The organism is Aliiroseovarius sp. xm-d-517 (genome assembly GCF_013283135.1).
Lineage (GTDB): Bacteria > Pseudomonadota > Alphaproteobacteria > Rhodobacterales > Rhodobacteraceae > Aliiroseovarius > Aliiroseovarius crassostreae.
Genome location: NZ_WBXT01000001.1, coordinates 3059403 through 3080936, shown reverse-complemented (window position 1 = coordinate 3080936; position 21534 = coordinate 3059403). Strand labels below are relative to the sequence as shown.

Genomic DNA, 21534 nt, shown 5'->3' with positions numbered 1-21534 from the left:
CAAATGGAAGTCACCGATTGCTTCGGTGCAATTTTGCCTCAGACCTGCGGGAAAGGCCAGCCATTCGGACAAACCGAAACGCTCCCGTTGGCTGGACCTTGGAGAATGTTACGGGGCGAAGACTACGGATCTTTGAACGTGGTCAGGCGCAGCGCGTTCACGCTGACCGTGATGGAAGACAGGGACATGGCCAGAGCCGCCGCCAGTGGTGTCGCCAGCCCCACCAACGCAATCGGAATGGCAATCGCATTATAGCCCGCCGCAATCGCAAAATTCTCAATGATCCGGCGGGTTGCGGATTTCGCCAGCACGGTTGCGCGCCCCAGGGGGGCCATGGATTGCCCCAGCAACACGATGTCGGACACCACCCGCGCGGCCTCAAGCGCCGATGAGGGCGAGATCGACACATGCGCGGCAGCAAGCGCCGCCGTGTCATTCAACCCATCCCCGACCATCAGAACCTTCTTGCCGGATTTCCCCAGACGGGCCACGAACTCGGCCTTGTCCTCGGGCAGTGTATCCGCCTTCCAGTCAGAGATCCCGACCCGCCCGGCAAGCTCACCAACAGCCGCAGGCACATCGCCGGAGATCAGCGTGATCCCAAGCCCCTGCGCCTTGAACGCAGCAATGGCGTCTTCAGCGCCTTCGCGCAGATTGTCGGTAAAGGTAAAGGCAACCGGGCGTGTGCCTGAGATGGACAGGTAGGTTGCGGTCTGCCCGACCGCGTTGGCCCCCAGCCACTCGGCGCGACCAAGGCGCACAGTCTTGTCATTCCATTGCCCTTCGATCCCTTTGCCCGGCACCTCACGCAGGCCACTTACCTCGGCGGGCTGGATCCCACGCGCGCGGGCGGCCTGTGTCAGCGAGGTGGCCAGCGGGTGGCTGGATCCTTCGGCCAGGGCAAGGGCCACCTGCAGATCCTGTTCGCGATGGCGTTCAATCCCGTCCATGACCGGCTTGCCCTGTGTCAGGGTGCCCGTCTTGTCAAACACGACATGATCCACCTCTGCCAGACGTTCCATCGCCGTGGCGGATTTGAGCAGCATGCCCTGCTTGAACAGCGTCCCCGAGGAGGCGGTGGTCACCGCCGGCACGGCAAGGCCAAGCGCACAGGGGCAGGTGATGATCAGGGTCGCCACCGCAATATTCATCGCCATGCGCCAGTCACCACCGGAATACCAGACCCAGAACAGAAACGCCGCAAGCGCCAGCAAATGCACCACCGGCGCATAAACCGCGGCGGCCTTGTCAGCGAGAGAGGTGTAGCGATTGCGCGCGGTTTCCGCGATCGCAACAAGATCCGCCATACGGTGCAGCGAGCTGTCCTTGCCAGCCGCGGTCACCCGCACGGTCAGCGGGCCGGTCAGGTTGACCTCCCCGGTTGAGACGATCGTGTCGGGACCCGCCGCGACAGGCAGGCTTTCCCCGGTCAGAAGGGCTCGGTCCAGTTCACTTTCCCCGGTCAGGACAATCCCGTCCACCGGCACGCGGGCCCCGGGCACGACACGCACGATATCACCGGGTTGGAGCTCGGACACGGCCACCTGTTCATCACCCGTATCGGTCACACGGGCGGCACGCGGCACCTCAAGGGCGGCCAGCTCTTCCGCGGCAGAGCGCGCCACCGACCGGGTGCGATAGTCAAGGTAACGTCCGGCAAGCAGGAAGAAGGTCAGTGACAGGGCCGCGTCGAAATAGGCATGTGCCCCTGAATGCATTGTTTCATAAAGCGACATGCCAAGCGCAAGCAGGATCGCCAGAGAAATCGGCACATCCATATTGAGCCGCCCCACCCGCAACGCGGTCCAGGCGGACCGGAAAAACACCTGGCTGGAGAAGCCGACGGTTGGAATGGCGATGGCGGCGGATATCCAGTGAAACAGATCTCTGGTGGCATCTGCCGCCCCCGACCAGACCGCGACACTCAGCAGCATCACGTTCATCATCGCAAACCCTGCCACGCCGAGGCGCATCAGCAGATCCTTGCCCTTCTGATCGGTTGCCGTGGAGCGTAGCTGGCCGGGGTCGAGCTCATAGGCCTCAAACCCGATACCCGTCAGATAATCCGCCAGGTCCTGCGCTTCGACCTCCGGATCCGCTTCAATCGTGGCACGTTTGAGGGTGAGGTTGACCCGCGCCTGACGAACGCCGGGCTGTTTTGACAACCCGGCCTCAACACCGGCGATACAGGCCGCACAATAGATCTGCGGCAGCGACAACAGAATGCGTTTGCCTATCATTCCGTTGCCTGATTGCCCCTTGCCTGCCTGTTCCTTGGCAAGGGGGGCGGCATCACAGGCGGGACAGGCAGAAATCGGCGTCGACATGGGAAAGCCTCAGCTGGTTTTCGGGATATAGATCTGAATGCGCTGCTGGAAGGGAACATCCTCCTTGGACAGGATGTTTACCCGCAGGTTCCAGTTGCCATAATCCAGCGCGCCCACCGCAGCGGTGTAGGCCCCGGAGGAGGATTGGCTGAAACTGGGTTCCTGGTCGTCACGCACATGGGTGGCCCGACCGAAAATCGCATAGATGGATTTGACCTCTACCGCGTGGCCGTCCTCATCACGGATATCCAGAACCAGAGTTTCCCCCTCGACCTTGGCAGACACATCCCAGCCAAGCCCCAGTTGCCCCTCTTTCATGCGGTCAAACTGCTGACTGGCCACATAGGAGTTGTCGGTCTCCAGCCCGGGAAACGTATTGATCGCGGAATAGGCCATGTAGATATTCACGCCGATGATCACGGCAAAAGCTGACACGGTGATCGCGAGGACATGCTTGCCCGTCAGCTCGAATTCCTTCTTTTCGGTTGGTTCACTCATCTGTTCGCGCCTTTTTCGAGTGTGCCGGAAGCGCCTCGACGCATCCGGCGGAGTTGTAGCATGATCCGGGGTTCACTGCCCAGACATGGGATGCAGATCAGCTGCCGCGCCCGTTGAAGACCGTATCCAGATAGGCACGGTCGCCGGTCACGCCATCGACAATCCACAAACGGATTTCAGTGCGGTCCTTGCGGGCTGTTTCCGACCCGCGCGGGGCAATGACATACACCCGTTGCTTGGCTTCGGTATCCGGGTCTGCAACCACCACCAACTTGTCTGACCCTTCCAGTTCAAGTTTCAGGTCAGAGCCAAGCGGCAGGGCGAAATAGTAGGGCCATTCTTCCCCATGGCGGTTGCGCACCCCAACGTCATAGGTGTTGCGGATCGACCCATCAGACAGGGTCACATAGGTCGGATTGCGCACAGGCCGCACGGTCACATCCACGGCGGGACGGACAAACAGGGCCACGGTCAAACCAACGCCAACCAATGTCCAAAGGGACGTATACAAAATAGTGCGCGGGCGCAGAAGGTGCTTGATCACCGGCACTTTCGCCTGTCCGGCACGTTCGTTAGCCTCGTCTTTCCATGCAAGATAGTCAATCAGCCCGCGTTCCTTGCCAACCTTGTCCATCATCTCGTCACAGGCGTCGATACAAAGGCCACAGGTGATACATTCCATCTGCTGGCCATCGCGAATGTCGATGCCCATCGGGCACACGGCAACACAGGCGTTGCAGTCGATGCAATCCCCCAGATCATCCCGTTTCTTACCACGCCCGCGCGGCTCTCCGCGCCAGTCGCGATAGGCGATGGTGATTGTGTCTTCATCCATCATCGCAGCCTGAATGCGCGGCCAGGGGCAGGCATAGATACAGACCTGCTCACGGGCGATGCCGCCGAAGAAGAACGTGGTTGCGGTCAGCACCATCAGCGTGGAATAGGCCATCGGATGGGCCTGCATGGTGATCAGGTCAACCAGCAAGGTCGGGGCATCTGCAAAATAGAACACCCAGGCGCCCCCCGTGGCCACGGCAATCATGATCCAGAGAACGAACTTGGTCAGGCGTTTACGGACTTTTTCACCGTTCCATTTCTGGCGATGCAGGCGCAGACGTGCGTTCCGATCGCCCTCGACCCAACGCTCCACCAGAATGAACAGATCAGTCCAGACCGTTTGGGGGCAGGCATAGCCACACCAGACCCGCCCGGCCGCAGAGGTGAACAGAAACAACCCGAGCCCCGCCATGATCAGCAGGCCCGCAATGAAATAGAATTCGTGCGGCCAGATTTCGATCCAGAAGAAATAGAACCGGCGATCCGCCATATCAATGAGGATGGCCTGGTTCGGCAGGTTGGGCCCGCGATCCCAACGGATCCAGGGGGCAAGGTAATAAATCCCGAGTGTGATCGCCATGATCCACCACTTGAGGCTGCGGAAAGTGCCTTTTACCCGTTTGGGAAAGACTGGCTCGCGTGGTGCGTAAAGCTGTTCCGGTGCGTCTGACATCGACAGAATCCTGTCCTGAGTAATCAAAAGTGTCTGTTTCCCAAGCGTGTCGCCTGTTTTCACCTGAGGGGCAATGCGGCAAAACGCTCGTAACGAGCGCGGGGCGAGAGCAAGGGGCGGGCGTTGCAAAACCATGCCGCTGCGCGACCCGGATCTGCTCCGATCTAAGAATTATTCTACATTTAAGCCTTGATGTGGATCAAAATCTTCTCAGATAGTTCACACATTAATATCCCATAAGGCATTATTAATAATAGGATTTCGCATTTGACGCAGTGCCATCTCGTCGCACATAGTCAAAAGGCCGCACCTAAGGCGTTTCGGTTTCTCCCGCCTCTGGTCAATGCTGAAACGCTTTGAACGACCGCTGTGCAGGACGCCCATTTTCCAATCACGTCTGTCCAAACCTCCCAGCCTCACGCCCGGGAGCTGCAAGACTCACCCCTCAGATTTCAGCGTTTTAAAGCGTTTCGAGATTAACTTGAGTCACAAGTTGATTTCGAAACGCCCGCAACATCAGTAGGTTTCGAGCGTTTCGCCTCATTATTGTGTCTTAATAATAAGTCGAAACGCTTTAGGGATTGCAATCCGGGAACGGTTTGCACATTTTTATCGTTACCCATGAAAAAGGCCCGGACCCACGGCCCGGACCTTTTGAATTTGGAGGCACCGATCCCGGAGAAACGCGCGAACAGGATCAGGGATCGGTGCCGAACCGGGGAGTGAGGCCCCGGATCTCTTCTGGCCGAAGGCTTATTCGCCGCCGCCCAGCTGGTGAACGTAAACTGCAACACCCTTGATTTGAGCGTCGGTCAGTTTGGCAGACCATGCCGGCATCACACCGGTACGACCTTTGGCAACAGATTCCGTAATGGTCTCTTTGTCACCGCCATAAAGCCAGATGAAGTCGGTCAGGTTCGGGCCGCCCATATCGCGATCCCCAACACCACCTTCTGCGTGGCAGGATGAACAATTGTCTTCGAACACCACCGCACCGGCTTCCACATTGGCTGCATCGGCTTCGCCGCCGCTCAGCGACAGGACATAGTCAACCACCTGGGTGATTTCCTCGGCCTCCAGCAGTTCGTCATGGGCAGGCATGTCGTTCAGACGGGTGTCATCATTAGATGCATCGCGGATACCGTGCTGAATGGTGGTGTGGATGGCTTCGATATCGCCGCCCCACAGCCAGTCGTCGTCCAGCAGGTTCGGATAGCCAACGGCACCGTCCGCACCCGCACCGTGACACTGCGAACACCAGGTTGCAAAAGTGGCACGACCGGATTGCGAAGCGTAGTTATACAGTTCGGTCCCCGGCTGGATCTCGGTCAGATCCGCCGCAGCCAGCTCTGCGTTGATCGAAGCGTTCATCTCATCAAAACGCTGGATCTCGGCAGCAACTTCACCGCGGGTCGAATAGCCCAGATACCCGGCGGTGGCGCCTTTGATCAGCGGCCATGCGGGATAGGCGATGGTGTACCAGACACCCCAGACAATGGTGACATAGAAGATCCAGACCCACCAACGCGGGAGGGGGTTGTTGAACTCCTGAATCCCATCCCATTCGTGACCGGTCGTTTCGATCTCTTTCTTCTCTACAGGTTTTTTACTCATTTGCCGCAACTCCTTGAGCTGAGCGTCAGGACATCAGTCCTGATCACCGGCAGGTTTGTCTTCGTGGCGGAAGGGGATGTTCGCGATGTCTTCGTGCACTTTGTTCACTCCGGGGCGAAACACAAAAATTGCGGCCCCGATGAAAAAGGCGAACATCGCGATCAGGAACCAGCTGTCTGCAAATGCGCGCATGAGGCTATAGGTGTCCATCATCCCTGCTCCTTACCGGCTTGCGTCAGGCGTAAAGGTCGAGAAGTCGACCAGGGTACCCAACATCTGCAAATAGGCGACCAGCGCATCCATTTCCGTGACGGCCGGCTGGCCATCAAAGTTACGGATCGGTGCCTTCGGATAACGGGCCTCAAGGGCATCCGGATCCGAGTTATCGCCATCCGGATTTGCCTGGGTCAGCCAGTCAGCTTCGGCATTGGCCAGCTGCTCGTCGGTGTAAGGCACACCCACCAGCCTGTTGGTCTCCATGACTTCGCGGATATACTTCGGCTCGATCGGGCGATCCAGCAGGTAAGCATATTTCGGCATCACCGATTCCGGCACAACCGATTGCGGGTCCGCCAGGTGGTCCACATGCCACTCGTCCGAGTAACGGCCACCCACGCGCGCCAGGTCAGGACCTGTCCGCTTGGAGCCCCACTGGAACGGGTGGTCATACTGGCTTTCAGCTGCCAGCGAATAGTGACCATAACGCTCTACCTCGTCACGCATCGGACGGATCATCTGCGAGTGGCAGACATAGCAGCCTTCGCGGATATAGATGTTCCGACCTTGCAGTTCGAGCGGCGAGTAGGGGCGCACGCCTTCCACATCCTCAATGGTATTTTCGAGGTAGAAGAGCGGTGCGATTTCCACGATGCCACCGACGGTCACAACCAGAAGGCTGCCAACCAGGAGGAGCGTGGCGTTCTTTTCGAGAACGACGTGTTTGTCGAGAATTCCCATAGGTCCAGCCCTCCTTATTCGGCCGGTGCCGCTGCGGTATCGTTGGCAGTTTCTGCTGCCGGCGACGCCTTAACGGTCATCCAGAGGTTATAGCACATGATCAGTGCGCCAGAGAGGAACATCACACCACCCAGAGCACGCACAACATACATCGGGAACTTGGCGCCAACAGTGTCGGCAAACGAGTTCACGAGGAAGCCTTGTGCGTCAACTTCGCGCCACATCAGGCCTTCGAGGATCCCGGTCACCCACATCGACGCGGCGTAAAGCACGATACCGATGGTGGCGAGCCAGAAGTGCCAGCTCACGAGTTTCAGGCTGTAAAGACCTGCGCGGCCCCACAGACGGGGAACGAGGAAGTAGAGCATCCCGAAGGTGATCATACCGTTCCAGCCAAGAGCACCCGAGTGCACGTGACCAATGGTCCAGTCAGTGTAGTGCGACAGCGAGTTCACGGCGCGGATCGACATCATCGGACCTTCAAAGGTCGACATGCCGTAGAAACCGATCGACACAACCATCATACGGATCACCGGGTCGGTGCGCAGCTTGTCCCATGCACCCGACAGGGTCATCAGGCCGTTGATCATGCCACCCCAGGACGGCATCCACAGGATCACCGAGAACACCATGCCAAGGGTCGATGCCCAATCCGGCAGCGCGGTGTAGTGCAGGTGGTGCGGACCAGCCCAGATATACAGGAAGATCAGCGCCCAGAAGTGGATGATCGACAGTTTGTACGAGAAGACCGGGCGTTCAGCCTGTTTCGGCACGAAGTAGTACATCATGCCCAGGAAACCCGCGGTCAGGAAGAAGCCCACAGCGTTGTGGCCATACCACCACTGGGTCATTGCATCTTGCACACCAGCCATCACCTGCACCGAAGCCGAGCCGAAGATCGACACCGGAACAACCAGGTTGTTCACGACGTGCAGCATGGCAATGGTTACGATGAACGCCAGGTAGAACCAGTTGGCCACGTAGATATGCGGCTCTTTGCGCTTCATCAGCGTGCCCATGAAGACCAGAAGGTAAGCCACCCACACGATGGTCAGCCAAAGGTCAGTGTACCAGTTGGGTTCAGCGTATTCTTTACCTTGGGTCGACCCCAGCACATAGCCGGTTGCCGCCAGCAGGATCACGATCTGGTACCCCCAGAACACGAACCAACCCAGGTTGCCGCCCCAAAGGCGTGCGCCCGAGGTGCGCTGCACCACGTAAAACGAGCTGGTGATCAGCGCGGTTCCACCAAACGCAAAAATAACAGCCGAGGTGTGAAGCGGACGCAAACGCCCAAAGTTCATATACCCTTCGGCCCAGGAAAAGTTCAGCGACGGGAATGCCAGCTGGAACGCGATAAACGTCCCGACCAGGAACCCGACTGCGCCCCAGAACGCAGTCAGCGCGGCGCCCACACGCACCGGCCCATCCATATATCCAGTTTCTACGACCTTCGGTTCACCCACGCGCTTCAGCGAGTAGATGAAAAGGCCGACCGCGATGAGTGTCACCAGGATGGCATGTACCTGGTAGGCTACGTCGCGGGCATAGCTAGCGGCAATGGCGGCCAAAAGTGCAACAAGGCCATACACTACCAATTTGAGGTAATCCCACATTTTGCGTCCCTTCGTCTTTGTCACGCAATGCCCCCAGATCCCGAAATTGGATTCGGGGACACTTTTCGACTGTCGTCGGTGTCGCACCTATCCCCATTTGCCTACCTTGATCCATGTCAAAACTGTCGCAGTGGGGCAGATTTCCAGCCCCTTGACCCATGTCAAAGCGTCGCAGGGGGGCAAAAAGGCAGGCTGGACGCGAAATCAGACCTTTCCAGCCCCCGGAGCAATCCATGGACTACAAGACCATTACGACTGTCTTAACCGACAAAACCCTTTGCAAATCAGCATTTGACGCGGCTGCCGCCCTGTGTCGGTCAGAGGACGCACATCTGAATGCGATCTGCCTTGGGCTCGACCATTCCCAGCAGGGTTTTTACTACGCAGGTGCCTCGGCAATGGTTATTCAGGACAATTTGGCGCAGGCCCGAGAAGACGCCAGAGAGACTGAGGAGTATTGCCGCTCACAACTTGGCGGCGCCGCGCATTGCTGGTCCACATCATCCGTGACCGCCCAGATGGTGGCCCTGAACGGCCTGATCGCCCACCACACCCGGTTTTCCGACCTCGTGGTCCTGCCCCGCCCATATGGCGAGGGGCGCGGACATGAAATGGAAGCCATCGTCGAAGCCGCCCTGTTCGACGGCTCCGTTCCGGTAATGGTCATGCCTGACGGGGCAGAGCTGCCGGAAACCATCGGCAATGTTGTGGTCGCCTGGAATGAAAGCACCGAAGCCCTGCGGGCAATCCGCCATGCAATGCCAATCCTGAGCCAGGCGCGCAATGTGTCCATCGCGATCATTGATCCACCAACCCACGGACCGGAGCGCTCGGATCCGGGGGGATCCCTGACCCAGATGCTTTCACGTCATGGCGTGCGCGCCGAAGTGTCGGTCATGGCCAAGACCCTGCCGCGGATTTCCGACATCCTGAACCGACATGCCCGCGACAAGGATGCCGACCTGATTGTGATGGGGGCCTACGGCCACAGCCGTTTCCGCGAGAGCATCCTTGGGGGGGCCACGCGTCACATGTTGGAGGTCGCCGAGAAACCGGTCTTTCTGGCGCATTGATGCCAGCCTGAAGCAATGGAACGAAAGGGGCGCTGCCCCTCGCGCTTCGCGCTCACCCCGGGATATTTACAACCAGAAAATGAGGTGGGGGAAGCGCGCGCGGCGCGCACCCCAAGACCGGTCTTGGTTACGTGTTTAGGGCAACGACGTGTTCCTTAGATCAGACCCGCCACAAGTCGTTCAGAGCGGACCACCATCCACGTCATCGCCGGTCTCAGCCAAAAGTGCTTCGATGTCTGGGATGATCACGTGGCGTTTGCCTTCCAGGGTGATGATCCCGGCCTTTTTCAGTGCCGAAATCTGGCGGCTGACCGTTTCCAGGGTCAGGCCAAGATAATCCGCCATTGCCTCACGCGTGAGCGGCAGGTCCAAGCTCATGCCTGAGCTGGGGGGGATTTTGTTCAGAGACGCGTCGCGGCGGGCGAGAATGGCAAGAAGGCTGGCGATCTTTTCGCGCGCAGTTTTGCGGCCCAGCACCAGCATCCATTCGCGCGCACTGTCCAGTTCATCCAGGGTCATCTGCAACAGACGGGTGCCAATCGACGGTGTTGAGGCCATCAGCTCCTCAAACGGTTTCTTGCGGAAACAGCAAACCGTGAGATCAGACACAGCGACCACGTCGAAGGGGGCAAAATCTCGTCCCGGACGGCCGATGAAGTCGGAGGGCAGCAGCAGCCCGACCATTTGGGTGCGGCCATCTTCCATGGTTTGACTGAGTGTCGCGATACCGCTGACGACAGAGGCCACGAATTCCATGGGATCCCCGGCCCAAAGCACCGGCTGCCCAGCCTCGTAGGAGCGGTAAAACTTGATATTATCCAGTGCTTCAAGCTCATCCGGTTCGCAACGTGAACACACGGCACGGTGGCGAATTGGGCAGGAGCCGCAATCGCGAAGGTTGAAGGCGGCGTCTTTTATGGCTGTTGTCATGGCTAAAAATTTCGCAGATGAAGCATCTGCTTGATCCTGATCAAGGTTATGGGCGCGTTTCACTGTACACGCTACTGGAATGCAGACACTTACGCAACTCAGACGCCTCGGACTTTTTGACGCTCGTGTCCCCCGTTACACCAGCTATCCGACGGCCCCGCATTTCAAACCCGGCTTCGGGCCGGAGGTTGTTGCCGACTGGATCAAGGCGATCCCCTCAGGTGACACGGTTTCCCTTTACGTGCATATCCCGTTTTGCCGTCGTTTGTGCTGGTTTTGCGCATGTCGCACCCAGGGCACGGCCACGGCAGAGCCGGTGCGCGCCTATCTCGATACGCTGAAACAGGAGCTTGCCACCCTGAAGGGCATTGTGGCCCCTGGCGTCAAGATCGAGCACCTGCACTGGGGCGGCGGCACGCCCACCTTGCTGCAGCCTGAGATGATCACCGAACTGACGGCAGCGATTCTCGACACCATGCCCCTGGCGGATGAGGCGCAGTTCTCGGTCGAGATCGACCCCTCAGAGGTGGATGGTGCACGTCTGGATGCGCTGGCTGAGGCGGGCATGAACCGGGCCTCGATCGGGGTGCAGGATTTCGATCCGATGATCCAGGAGGTCATTGGCCGCCCGCAAAGCTATGAAATCACGAAGGAAACTGTGGATGGCCTGCGTGAGCGCGGCATCACCAGCCTGAACATGGATATCCTTTACGGCCTGCCTCATCAGAACGAGGCCCGGATCACCGACTCGGTGAACAAACTGATCAGCCTTGCCCCTGACCGGGTGGCGCTGTTTGGCTATGCCCATGTGCCCTGGATGGCACGCCGTCAGAACCTGATCCCGACCGAGGCCCTGCCGACCCCCGAGGGTCGTCTGGAGCTGTTCAACACGGCCCGCAACCTGTTCCTTGAAGCAGGATTTGACGAGATTGGCATCGACCATTTCGCCAAACCCGGCGACGGGCTGGCCACTGCCCACAAGGCGGGCACGATGCGCCGCAATTTCCAGGGCTATACCGAAGACAGTTCGGAAGTGCTGATCGGGATTGGGGCCAGCTCGATTTCGCGTTACCCGCAGGGGTATGCGCAGAACGAACCGGCCACCTCGAAATACCAGGCTGCGGCGCGGGCGGGCACGCTGACCACTGCCAAGGGGCATGCCTTCGATCACGAAGACCTGGTGCGCGGCCGGATCATTGAACTGTTGCTGTGCGATTTCGAGGTTGATTTCGCGCAGGTGGCAGAAGAGTTGAACGACGACCCTGCACGCCTTGCCGCCATGGCCGACGGGCTGGACGAAGCGATGCCGGAGACGCTTGAATTTGAGGGCAGCAAGATGCTGATCCGCAAGGAAGCCTATCCGCTGGCCCGGATCATTGCGCGCTACTTCGATGCCTATGAGATGAACGAGGCGGGCCACAGTCAGGCTGTCTAAGGCCACTCATCCCGAAACATTTTAGGGCGCTCCTGCATCAGGGAGCGCCCTTTTCATTTGGCAAGTGCCATGGGCGCGGCCTGCCCCATCAATCGGGCTTCCCACCTTCCAGCGCAGTCGGGGTCAGTCGATGTAGCCGGACTCACGGGCCACCTTTTCGATCACGGCCCCAAGGGTCAGACCATGCGCGAACGCGCCCTCTTTCAGGAACGCGAGCACCTGTGCAATCACCAGTGGATTGGTCATCATGAACGTATGGGTCACCGGCATGACGATGTGATCCTTCATACCCTCTACCTTGGTGTTTTCAACCGACACTTTGCCATCATCTTCACCGGTGATCAGCGACGAGTAAATCGGGTTGAGCGAGCGGTTGCCGGCAATGATCCCCAACTCAAAATCCGGGGGGGCCGTCTGATTGGGAATTGAGCCCCGATCTGTCCCCAGTTCAAGCCCCGCCGGACCGTTGATCCACTCAAACGGTTCGAGATCCGCAAAGGCATCCACCAGCTCCGATCCCTGATTGGGAGGGGCCAGCATCACGACGCGCCCCAGATTGTCCGGGTGATTGTCCTGCAACCAGACCCGCACCAGAATGCCGCCCATGGAATGGGTCACGAAATTGATCTTCTGCGCTCCACAGGCCTGCACCGCCGGAGGGATCGCTTGCGCGACAAGGGTTTCAATTTTGGCCTCGGTCGACGGATAGCCCAGGTTGACCACCTGATACCCTTCAAGTTCCAGCGCCTCTTCCATCACCCAGAGGGAGGACGGACCGCGGGCAAGCCCATGCAACAGCACAACACATTCCGCACGTGCGGGCGGGGCAAAGGCGGTGAGAGCCATCAGGGACAGGGTCAGAACAGGTAGAAAGGAACCAAACATTCTCATTATCTAGGGCGGGCGCGGTGTTATTGCGAGGGGAGGATGCGTAACTGCGCCAATTTGCGCCTCCTGACGTCAGGGACACCCCAATACGTTCCGGATTTCCCCTCTTCAGGTAAGTTCGAAACGCTCTGAGGTGCCCATTTTGTCGTGGTTCGCAAGCAGCCCGCGGCTCAGACTTCCGTGTAGAAGCCCGGCGCCACCCAGCGGATTACAAGGGCCCCTGCCCCGGCCAGCGTCACCGCCAGCACCAGCGGCCACCCGATCACCGGGATCATCGCCAGAATGGTGGTGACAGCCGCCCCGGAAAGGGCCGCGACCGCGCGTTCCGCAAATGTCACCGGCAGGGGCTGGCCCGCCAGTTTGACCACCCAGACCCCCAGCAGGTAGGCGCCGATGACATAGCCAGCGGCCGCAAGCAGGCCCGCTGCCAGCAGCGTGAACGGCGCCAGCAGGATCCCATACCCCGTTGCCCCTAGCACAAACACGGTCCCGGTCAGGGCCGATACTGCCAAAAGACCCATCCACATCGCACGAAACGGGCTTTCAATTGTTCTGTCGCGCAGAGCCATCAGGAACCCAGGCGCGAAATAGGCCACGATGCTGGCCAACACGGCCAGCACGAGGATGGATCCAACCGTGTTCATGACAGAAGCAAACCAGCCTGACCCCGACGCGGGCTTTGCCTTGGCCCCACCTTTTGGATCTGCGGACCCATCAAACTCGGCTTCGGCATGGCGCTCAACGCGGTCGGCGGCAACCACATGCTCCGGCACCTGGATCCCGTCCGAATCTTCTGAAAAAAGGTAAAGCGTGCCATCAATCCGGGCGCCTTCCCCAAAGGAGATGTTATCGGCGGCAAAGCTTGCATCCCCCGAGATCACCCCTGTGAGCAGGATGTTCTCTGCTGCAACAAGCGCGCTGTCGCCCACATTCGCGGTGATTTCAGCCCGCTGCGCTGCCACCCGCAGATCCCCGGCAACCGGGGCCGCGACGAGGACGGTATCCCCGGCAAGCTGTGCATCCCGGCCGACCTCAGCCGAGACATTCACATTGATCCCGGCGGCATAGACATTCTGGCCAACCGGCGCCGAAATTGAGACGGAGCGCCCTCCGGCATGGGCCGAGCCCTGCACCGGGGCGGAAATAAGCACAGTGTTGCCGACGACAAAGGCATCGTCCACCGCCTCCCCCGACAGGGTCACATTGTCACCTGCAATATAGGCGTCATCTCCAAAGCGATAGACCTCCTGCGCGCGGGAGGGCAGTGCCGTGATCACGAGCAGTGAGGAAAGAAGGGTCATCAGAAAAGGTCGAAACATGGCTGTCCCCGCCAAAGTTGGATGTTATGCGCATTAACATATGCTGCTAATAAGAAACTTGTAAGAGGGAATGTGAAATTTCTTGCCAGTTGAAACGCAAAAGAAAATGGCGGCCAAAAGACCGCCATTTCCCTATTTTTCTTGGCTCGGCAAACTGGCCGGTCGACCACTTGCCTGCGGCACCTGAATTTCCAGAGGAAATTCAGATTACATCATGCCGCCCATGCCGCCCATGCCGCCCATGTCGGGCATGCCAGCAGCGGCGCCACCGTCTTTGGCCGGCTTGTCAGCAACCATGGCTTCGGTGGTGATCAGCAGGCCGGCAACCGATGCCGCATCTTCCAGAGCGGTCCGGGTCACTTTGGCCGGGTCGATCACGCCGAACGAGAACATGTCGCCATATTCTTCGGTCTGAGCGTTAAAGCCGAACGAGGTGTCCTCCGACTCGCGCACTTTGCCAGCCACAACAGCGCCATCGACGCCAGCGTTTTCAGCGATCTGACGCAGCGGAGCTTCGATGGCTTTACGCACGATATTGATACCGGCGTTCTGGTCGGCGTTTGCGCCTTTCAGACCTTCCAGGGCTTTACCAGCCTGAACCAGAGCAACACCGCCACCAACGATCACGCCTTCCTGCACAGCAGCGCGGGTTGCGTTCAGAGCATCGTCCACACGGTCTTTGCGCTCTTTCACTTCCACTTCGGTCATGCCGCCAACACGGATCACGGCAACACCGCCAGCCAGTTTGGCCACGCGCTCTTGCAGTTTCTCACGGTCGTAATCCGAGGTGGTTTCTTCGGCTTGGGTGCGGATCTGGGCAACACGTGCTTCGATCTCGGCTTTCTCGCCAGCACCGTCGACGATGGTGGTTTCGTCTTTGGTGATTTCGATCTTCTTGGCGGTGCCCAGCATGTCCATGGTCACGCTCTCGAGCTTCATGCCCAGATCTTCCGAGATCACCTGACCACCGGTCAGGATCGCGATGTCCTGCAGCATGGCTTTGCGACGATCGCCGAAGCCCGGAGCCTTAACGGCGGCGATTTTCAGACCGCCACGCAGTTTGTTCACAACCAGAGTGGCCAGCGCTTCGCCTTCCACATCCTCGGCAATGATCAGCAGCGGTTTTTGCGACTGGATCACTTGCTCCAGCAGCGGAACCATCGGCTGCAGCGACGAGAGTTTCTTCTCGTGCAGGAGAACCAGACAGTCGTCCAGATCAGCAATCATCTTGTCCGGGTTGGTCACGAAGTAGGGCGACAGGTAGCCGCGGTCGAACTGCATGCCTTCCACAACGGTGGTCTCGGTTTCCAGACCTTTGTTTTCTTCAACGGTGATCACACCTTCGTTGCCAACTTTTTGCATCGCGTCTGCGATTTGCTGGCCGATTTCGGCTTCGCCGTTGGCGGAGATGGTGCCAACCTGGGCCACTTCTTCGCTGTCTTTCACGTCGCGGGCCGAAGCTTTGATGCCTTCAACAACCTTGGCCGTTGCCAGGTCGATGCCGCGCTTCAGGTCCATCGGGTTCAGGCCAGCTGCAACCTGCTTCAGACCTTCGCGAACGATGGCCTGGGCCAGAACGGTTGCGGTGGTGGTGCCGTCGCCAGCTTCGTCATTGGTGCGCGAGGCGACTTCTTTCACCATTTGCGCGCCCATGTTTTCGAACTTGTCTTCCAGTTCGATTTCCTTGGCAACCGACACACCGTCTTTGGTGATGCGCGGGGCGCCGAAGGATTTGTCCAGAACCACGTTGCGGCCTTTCGGGCCGAGGGTCACTTTTACAGCATCAGCGAGGATATTCACGCCGCGCAGCATGGAATTGCGGGCGTCAGTTGCGAACTTTACGTCCTTAGCAGCCATTGTGCTTGCTCCTAGAATTCTTGGTAAATCTGGTCAGACGATCAGGACAGAATGCCCATGATGTCGTTTTCTTTCATGATCAGCAGTTCTTCACCGTCGATGGTGATTTCGGTGCCGGACCATTTGCCGAACAGGACCTTGTCGCCAGCTTTCACGGCGGGTGCGATCAGCTCGCCGCTGTCCTTGCGTGCACCTTCACCCACGGCGATCACTTCGCCTTCTGCGGGTTTTTCTTTGGCGCTGTCGGGGATGATCAGACCACCAGCGGTTTTTTCGTCGCTTTCAACACGGCGGACCAGAACGCGGTCATGCAGCGGAGTAAATGCCATTTCTGAGGCTCCCTAAGCTCAGTTTCGTTTCCGTTTTGCGCGCGGTCCTTTATGGGCCGGCGCTTTGGCACTCACCTTCGGAGAGTGCTAACGGCGAAACAGTTAGGCATGGATATCCGGGCTGTCAACAGGAGGACGCAAGAAAATTCAAGGTCACGCCGCCGCTGGCTTCAGGATGCACCTGGACATCCGGAGGGGCAGATATAGGGACGCGGCCCTCACTCTTCCAGAAGGGACTCATACCTCTTATCCGTTAATGTTTTCAGAAAGGCCACCAAGGCATCAATGCGCTTGTCGTCCAGTGCGGGCCCATCTGTCAGGATATCATTGGCCAGGTTCATCGGGATTTCCGGATTGCCAAAGGGTTTGCCGGTTTCCGGGTTGATCTGGCGCGCAGGGTCGGTGGTGTTGTAGCGATTGTAAAACAGCACCACGGTGCGCAGATCTTCAAACACGCTGTTATGCATGTAAGGTCCGGTGACGGCCACATTGCGCAGGGTTGGTGTTTTGAACCGGCCCGAGGCTTTGCCATCCACCACATCAGGGTTCTGGATCAACCCGCCATCCACGCCAGTTGGCCCCAACAGCCCCCTTAAGGCCGGGTTCTTTGGCGTGCCAATATTGTGGTATTCATAGGTCGAAAAGGTCTCATTCGCCGCGATCGGGGATGGGCGCAGCTGGTGACATTGGTTGCAATTGGTAAATTGCTGCGAAAAGAACAAAACCCGTCCGAGTTCTTCCTGATCGGTCAATTTGGCCTCACCGCGCAGGAAACGATCATATTTGCTGTCGAACGGGGCGAACAGATCGGTCTTTTCAAACGCCGCAATGGATTGTGTCATGGCGCGATAGGCGGCGGCGTCATCAGCAAAAATCTCCTCGCCGAAGAGCGCCTTGAAACTGCTGACGTAGTCGGCGTTTTCCTGCAGGCGTGCCACCACGGACGCCTTGTCGGGCATCCCCATTTCAATCGGGTTCAGCGGCGGGCCGCCTGCCTGCTCGGCCAAATCTGCAGCCCGCCCATCCCAGAACATGCCACCAACCCAGGCCCCCTCGTCGAGCTGGCTAAATTCAGGTGTCATCATCGCATAAGTCGCTGTCGGCGCGGTGCGCCCGCCCAGGCTTTCCCCATCATCGCCCAGCGACACCGGGCCGCGCGGATCGACAAATCCAGCCTCGGGGTCATGGCAGGTGGCGCAGCTTTGCGTGCGGTTCTTCGACAGGTTGACGTCAAAAAACAACGCCTCCCCCAACGCTTCCAGCGTATCAAAGGCGGCGGCAGGTGTGGCGGCGGTCAGACTGATCAGAAAGGCAAGGCGACGCATGGAAAACTCCTGTTACATTCCTGTTCCCTACCGTGGAAAGGGTCGGAAGGGAATTGATCCTGATCAAAACAGTCAACTTAATGCAACCCGACCCGCATCGCTCAGCCCATAAATGCCCCGCTCAACCCGTTCAAACCAGCCATAATGGTTTGCCGCCATCATGGTCGTTGCTTTTTCCACGCCCGTCGCCTTGGCCAGATCCGCCCCTTTCATCGGCCCATGCTCAGCCAGATGCGTCGCGAGCTTCTCGGCATCCTGACGATAGGCGGTGACGATCTTGCCATTGGTCCCCCCCATATTGGGGTCCCCGTCACGACGGACAAATTCCCCCAACAGCCGCGCCGATTTCACTTTGGACTTACGGGGAAGGAAGGGCGCGGGATCACAATGAAGTTGCACAAACCCATCTTTCAGGCGCACCGAGAGAACCCCCAGCCCAAGCCGGCGGCACAGACCGATATTTCCCTTGAAAGCGCGCCACCCAGACCGCCCTGACCAGCGCGGCACCGCCACATAAACGTGATCACTGATGGCCTGACGCGCCACAGCCTGCTGCAGAAGGGTCAGGGAAAACCCGGCTTTCAGCTCCACCACCAGCGGGTCACTGCCATCACGCAGCGCAACCACATCCGCCCCGGCGACTTCGGACTTCACCCCATATCCCAGCCCTTCGAGCCAAGCCTTGACCGGCAGGTAAAGATCAGTTTCGGATATCCTGCTCACCCGCGTTCCGCCCCCAACAAAACCAGAAAACTAGTTTTCTAGTTTTCTAGTTTTCTAGTTTTCTAGTTTTCTAGTTTTCTAGTTTTCTAGTTTTCTAGTTTTCTAGTTTTCTAGTTTTCTAGGAAATGCCCATCAGGCCCAATCGTCAACCAAAATCACAATCCCTCGCCCTGTCAGCGCCAACACGGGTGACAAGCCCAGACAACGCCCGTATAAGGCGCGCAAATCCCTTATTGCAAAGACGGAATGAACACATGACCACGCTTGTTTTCGGCCACAAATCCCCCGACACCGACTCCACCGGTTCGCCCATCATCTGGTCTTGGTACCTGAACGAAGTGAAAGGCGTCGAGGCCAAACCCGTTCTTCTTGGCACCCCCAATACCGAAGCCCAGTTCATGGTTGAACGCTGGGGATTTGACCTGCCAGAGATTATCGAGGACGTGGCCGATGGCCAGCCCTGCGTGGTGGTTGATACCAACAACCCCGCCGAATTGCCCGCCAACATCAACGGCGCGGATGTGCAGGCCATTATCGACCACCACAAGCTGGTTGGTGGCCTGGAGACCAAAGGTCCGATCGACATCACCATCCGTCCGCTGGCCTGCACCGCCACCATCATGATTGACCTGATGGGCGATGATGCCGCCAAAATGCCCGACAATATCAAGGGCGCCGCGCTGACCTGCATCCTGTCGGACACGCTCGAATTCCGCTCGCCCACCACCACCGATCACGACCGTGAAGTGACCGAGAAACTGGCCGCCGATCTGGGCATCGACATCTCGGCCTATGCGTCTGAAATGTTCGAAGCGAAATCGGATGTTTCCGCCTTCACCGCCGCCGAGCTTTGCCGCCTCGATTCGAAAGAATACGAAGTGGACGGGGTGAAGTTCCGCGTAGGTGTGCTGGAAACAACCGCGCCGAAAATGATCCTCGACCGCAAAGAAGAACTGGTCGCCGCCATGCCGGAGGTCGCCAAGGAAGACGGGCTGGATCAGGTGCTGCTGTTTGTCGTCGACATCCTGAACGAAGAAGCCACCCTGTTCGTGCCGAACGATCTGGTGAAAGGCGTGGCCGAGAAAAGCTTTGGCGCCACCGTCGAGGGCGACACCGTGGTCCTGCCCGGCATCATGAGCCGCAAGAAACAGATCATCCCGAACCTGGCTGTGTAATCACTGCCTTTCGGAACACTCAAAAGGCCCGCGCCTGTCGCGGGTCTTTTTCTTTTGGGCCAGATCCGTTCGATTATGCTCATCCGATCATGTCCGTGCGATCACCGCCCTGCTTTCAGCCGATCCACCTCGGCCAACACCGTTTCCACGCGGCGACGGTCTGCGGGGTGGGTGGACCAAAACCCTCCCTGCCCCTGAGCGCCCTGTGCCGAAGCGCGGGTAAAGAACTGCAACCCTTTGACCGGGTCATAGCCAGCCGCATAGGCAATACGCGCGCCAAGGACGTCACTCTCCAGCTCATAATCCTGCGAGTAGGCCCGCCCACCAATGGCAGCGCCAAGGTCCATGCTGGCCTCAATCGCTGTGACATCTGCGCCCACCGCAGCCGTCAGCGCGCCCAGGATCAACGCGCCAGCCTGCGCCTGCTGCACCGACTTCTGGATATGTTGGCCGAGCATATGCCCATATTCATGCCCCAGCACAAAGGCGACTTCATCATCCGACCCGCTTGCCTGCAGCAGCGGCACAGACACACGCACAATGGGTCGCCCGTTGTCGAAAGTGAAATAGGCGTTGGGGTCTTTCAGCGTTGCATCAATCCCGAAATCAACATTGCAAAAGGCGGTGTTTCCGCCCGGACGCACCTTCTGACAATATCGCACCCCCGCATGGCGCACCCGCGGCATCACCCGGTTGAACCGGGCCAGCGCGGCACTGCGTGACAGTTTGCCCACGTTTTCATATTGCGCCGCATGATAAAGCTCCTGCGCCTGCGATTGATCGCTCTGCCGCGTCTTTGGGAGCTCAGTTGTCGTCGCACACCCCGCCAGAACCACCGCTGACACGATCACCAGTTTGCGCAGACAACACCCGAATGCAAAGCTGGACACCATGGCCACTCCCCTCTCCAAATTCAACGCAATGCTCTAAACTCTGATATGATTTAGCGATTATTCATGGTCAAACCAGCTTTGTTTTGGCATATCCCGCACATAAGCGAAAAGGATCCCCATGCCCCGTATCATCACTGCCCTGTCCGAGATTTCTGCAAACTACGACGCGATGTTCGTTGACCTCTGGGGCTGCGTGCATAATGGCATCACAGCCTTTGACGAGGCGGTGGCCGCGCTGCGCGCCTATCGTGCGGGCGGCGGCTTTGTGGTGCTGGTGACCAACTCTCCCAAACCGCGCGCGGGCGTCGCAGCACAATTGCCGGACTTTGGTGTGCCTTCGGATTGCTATGACACGATCGCCACCTCAGGCGACAGCGCGCGCGCCGCGATGTTCACCGGGGCTGTGGGCAACAAGGTCTATTTCATGGGCGAATGGGAGCGCGACGCCGGGTTCTTTGAGCCGATGCAGGTGATTGACACCCCGGTTGAAATCACCCGCGTTCCGGTGGCAGAGGCAGAGGGCATCGTCTGCTGTGGGCCGTTCGACCCGATGGCAGATCCGGACACATGGCGCGCGGATCTGATGATGGCGAAACAGATGGGGGCGAAGCTGCTTTGCGCCAACCCGGACATTATCGTCGACCGAGGCGAGGCACGGGAATGGTGCGCAGGCGCCGTGGCGCGTATGTATACGGAAATGGGGGGTGAGAGCCTCTACTTCGGAAAACCCCACCCGCCCATCTACGACCTTGCCCGCCGCCGCATGCTGGCCGAAGGGTGCGATATCCCCAATGCGCGCATTCTGGCCATTGGCGATGGCATCCACACCGATATTCGTGGCGCATTGGGAGAGGATATCGACTCTCTGTTCATCACCGGCGGGCTGGCCCGCGAGGAAACCGGCACCTTGACGCAGCCTGACCCGGTGAAGCTGGCGCAATTTGTTGCAGATGAGCAAATCAGCCCCAGCTTTGCCATCGGGTATTTGCGCTGACGAAAATTCCCCTCTTGCTTTCTGCGGCCGCAAAGTAATATTGTTGCGCGCAGGGCGCAAGTCGCGTCCTT

The 21534-nt window shown here is 58.8% G+C and carries 19 protein-coding genes; 4 read left to right on the top strand and 15 right to left on the bottom strand.

Features of this window, described 5'->3' with window-relative positions; translation table 11 throughout:
• Positions 1-122: 122 nt before the first annotated feature.
• The 7 genes from XMD517_RS14655 to ccoN form a co-directional block, all read right to left on the bottom strand.
• On the bottom strand, positions 123-2327 hold the full coding sequence (locus XMD517_RS14655; RefSeq protein ID WP_173485307.1) for a heavy metal translocating P-type ATPase: 2205 nt from the start codon (positions 2325-2327) through the stop codon (positions 123-125).
• A gap of 9 nt (positions 2328-2336) precedes the next feature.
• Entirely contained in the window at positions 2337-2825 is a 489-nt protein-coding gene (locus XMD517_RS14650) for a FixH family protein (protein ID WP_173485306.1), read from the bottom strand.
• A gap of 97 nt (positions 2826-2922) precedes the next feature.
• Positions 2923-4335 (bottom strand): cytochrome c oxidase accessory protein CcoG, encoded by a 1413-nt coding sequence (gene ccoG / locus XMD517_RS14645; protein ID WP_173485305.1) that lies wholly within the window; start codon positions 4333-4335, stop codon positions 2923-2925.
• Positions 4336-5088: 753 nt separating this feature from the next.
• Positions 5089-5949 (bottom strand): cytochrome-c oxidase, cbb3-type subunit III, encoded by an 861-nt coding sequence (ccoP, locus tag XMD517_RS14640; RefSeq protein ID WP_173485304.1) that lies wholly within the window; start codon positions 5947-5949, stop codon positions 5089-5091.
• Between the two features lie 33 nt (positions 5950-5982).
• Entirely contained in the window at positions 5983-6159 is a 177-nt protein-coding gene (locus tag XMD517_RS14635; protein WP_173485608.1) for a cbb3-type cytochrome c oxidase subunit 3, read from the bottom strand.
• Between the two features lie 12 nt (positions 6160-6171).
• Positions 6172-6906, bottom strand: coding sequence for a cytochrome-c oxidase, cbb3-type subunit II (gene ccoO / locus XMD517_RS14630; protein ID WP_173485303.1), 735 nt, complete (start codon positions 6904-6906; stop codon positions 6172-6174).
• Between the two features lie 14 nt (positions 6907-6920).
• Positions 6921-8522, bottom strand: coding sequence for a cytochrome-c oxidase, cbb3-type subunit I (gene ccoN / locus XMD517_RS14625; RefSeq protein ID WP_173485607.1), 1602 nt, complete (start codon positions 8520-8522; stop codon positions 6921-6923).
• Between the two features lie 233 nt (positions 8523-8755).
• On the opposite strand from ccoN, the gene XMD517_RS14620 reads away from it, so the two are divergent.
• Positions 8756-9595 carry a universal stress protein gene (locus XMD517_RS14620; RefSeq protein WP_173485302.1) on the top strand — a complete coding sequence of 280 codons (840 nt, stop codon included), beginning with the start codon at positions 8756-8758 and terminating at the stop codon, positions 9593-9595.
• A 180-nt stretch (positions 9596-9775) separates the two neighbouring features.
• Here the strand turns inward: XMD517_RS14620 and fnrL are convergent, their stop codons facing one another.
• Positions 9776-10525 (bottom strand): transcriptional regulator FnrL, encoded by a 750-nt coding sequence (fnrL, locus tag XMD517_RS14615; protein ID WP_173487956.1) that lies wholly within the window; start codon positions 10523-10525, stop codon positions 9776-9778.
• Positions 10526-10604: 79 nt separating this feature from the next.
• On the opposite strand from fnrL, the gene hemN reads away from it, so the two are divergent.
• Complete coding sequence (gene hemN, locus XMD517_RS14610) at positions 10605-11960, top strand: oxygen-independent coproporphyrinogen III oxidase (protein WP_173485300.1); 1356 nt, start codon at positions 10605-10607, stop codon at positions 11958-11960.
• Between the two features lie 123 nt (positions 11961-12083).
• On the opposite strand, the gene XMD517_RS14605 is transcribed toward hemN, so the two are convergent.
• The 6 genes from XMD517_RS14605 to XMD517_RS14580 all read right to left on the bottom strand — a co-directional run bounded on the left by XMD517_RS14605 (position 12084) and on the right by XMD517_RS14580 (position 18401).
• The gene (locus tag XMD517_RS14605; protein ID WP_173485299.1) at positions 12084-12845 is read right to left on the bottom strand and encodes an alpha/beta fold hydrolase; all 762 of its coding nucleotides are present in this window, start codon (positions 12843-12845) and stop codon (positions 12084-12086) included.
• Between the two features lie 173 nt (positions 12846-13018).
• Positions 13019-14167 carry a hypothetical protein gene (locus tag XMD517_RS14600; RefSeq protein ID WP_173487955.1) on the bottom strand — a complete coding sequence of 383 codons (1149 nt, stop codon included), beginning with the start codon at positions 14165-14167 and terminating at the stop codon, positions 13019-13021.
• Between the two features lie 207 nt (positions 14168-14374).
• The gene (gene groL, locus XMD517_RS14595) at positions 14375-16024 is read right to left on the bottom strand and encodes a chaperonin GroEL (RefSeq protein WP_173485297.1); all 1650 of its coding nucleotides are present in this window, start codon (positions 16022-16024) and stop codon (positions 14375-14377) included.
• A 41-nt stretch (positions 16025-16065) separates the two neighbouring features.
• Positions 16066-16353: a co-chaperone GroES gene (locus XMD517_RS14590; protein WP_173485296.1), complete on the bottom strand. Its 288-nt coding sequence runs from the start codon at positions 16351-16353 to the stop codon at positions 16066-16068.
• A 218-nt stretch (positions 16354-16571) separates the two neighbouring features.
• Positions 16572-17678 carry a cytochrome-c peroxidase gene (locus XMD517_RS14585; RefSeq protein WP_173485295.1) on the bottom strand — a complete coding sequence of 369 codons (1107 nt, stop codon included), beginning with the start codon at positions 17676-17678 and terminating at the stop codon, positions 16572-16574.
• Positions 17679-17750: 72 nt separating this feature from the next.
• Positions 17751-18401 (bottom strand): DUF2161 family putative PD-(D/E)XK-type phosphodiesterase, encoded by a 651-nt coding sequence (locus tag XMD517_RS14580; protein ID WP_173485294.1) that lies wholly within the window; start codon positions 18399-18401, stop codon positions 17751-17753.
• 254 nt (positions 18402-18655) lie between these two features.
• On the opposite strand from XMD517_RS14580, the gene XMD517_RS14575 reads away from it, so the two are divergent.
• The gene (locus XMD517_RS14575; RefSeq protein ID WP_173485293.1) at positions 18656-19576 is read left to right on the top strand and encodes a manganese-dependent inorganic pyrophosphatase; all 921 of its coding nucleotides are present in this window, start codon (positions 18656-18658) and stop codon (positions 19574-19576) included.
• Positions 19577-19677: 101 nt separating this feature from the next.
• On the opposite strand, the gene XMD517_RS14570 is transcribed toward XMD517_RS14575, so the two are convergent.
• Entirely contained in the window at positions 19678-20469 is a 792-nt protein-coding gene (locus tag XMD517_RS14570; RefSeq protein ID WP_173485292.1) for a M48 family metalloprotease, read from the bottom strand.
• A gap of 118 nt (positions 20470-20587) precedes the next feature.
• Between XMD517_RS14570 and XMD517_RS14565 the strand changes: the two genes are divergently transcribed.
• The gene (locus tag XMD517_RS14565; RefSeq protein ID WP_173485291.1) at positions 20588-21463 is read left to right on the top strand and encodes a TIGR01459 family HAD-type hydrolase; all 876 of its coding nucleotides are present in this window, start codon (positions 20588-20590) and stop codon (positions 21461-21463) included.
• Positions 21464-21534: the final 71 nt, after the last annotated feature.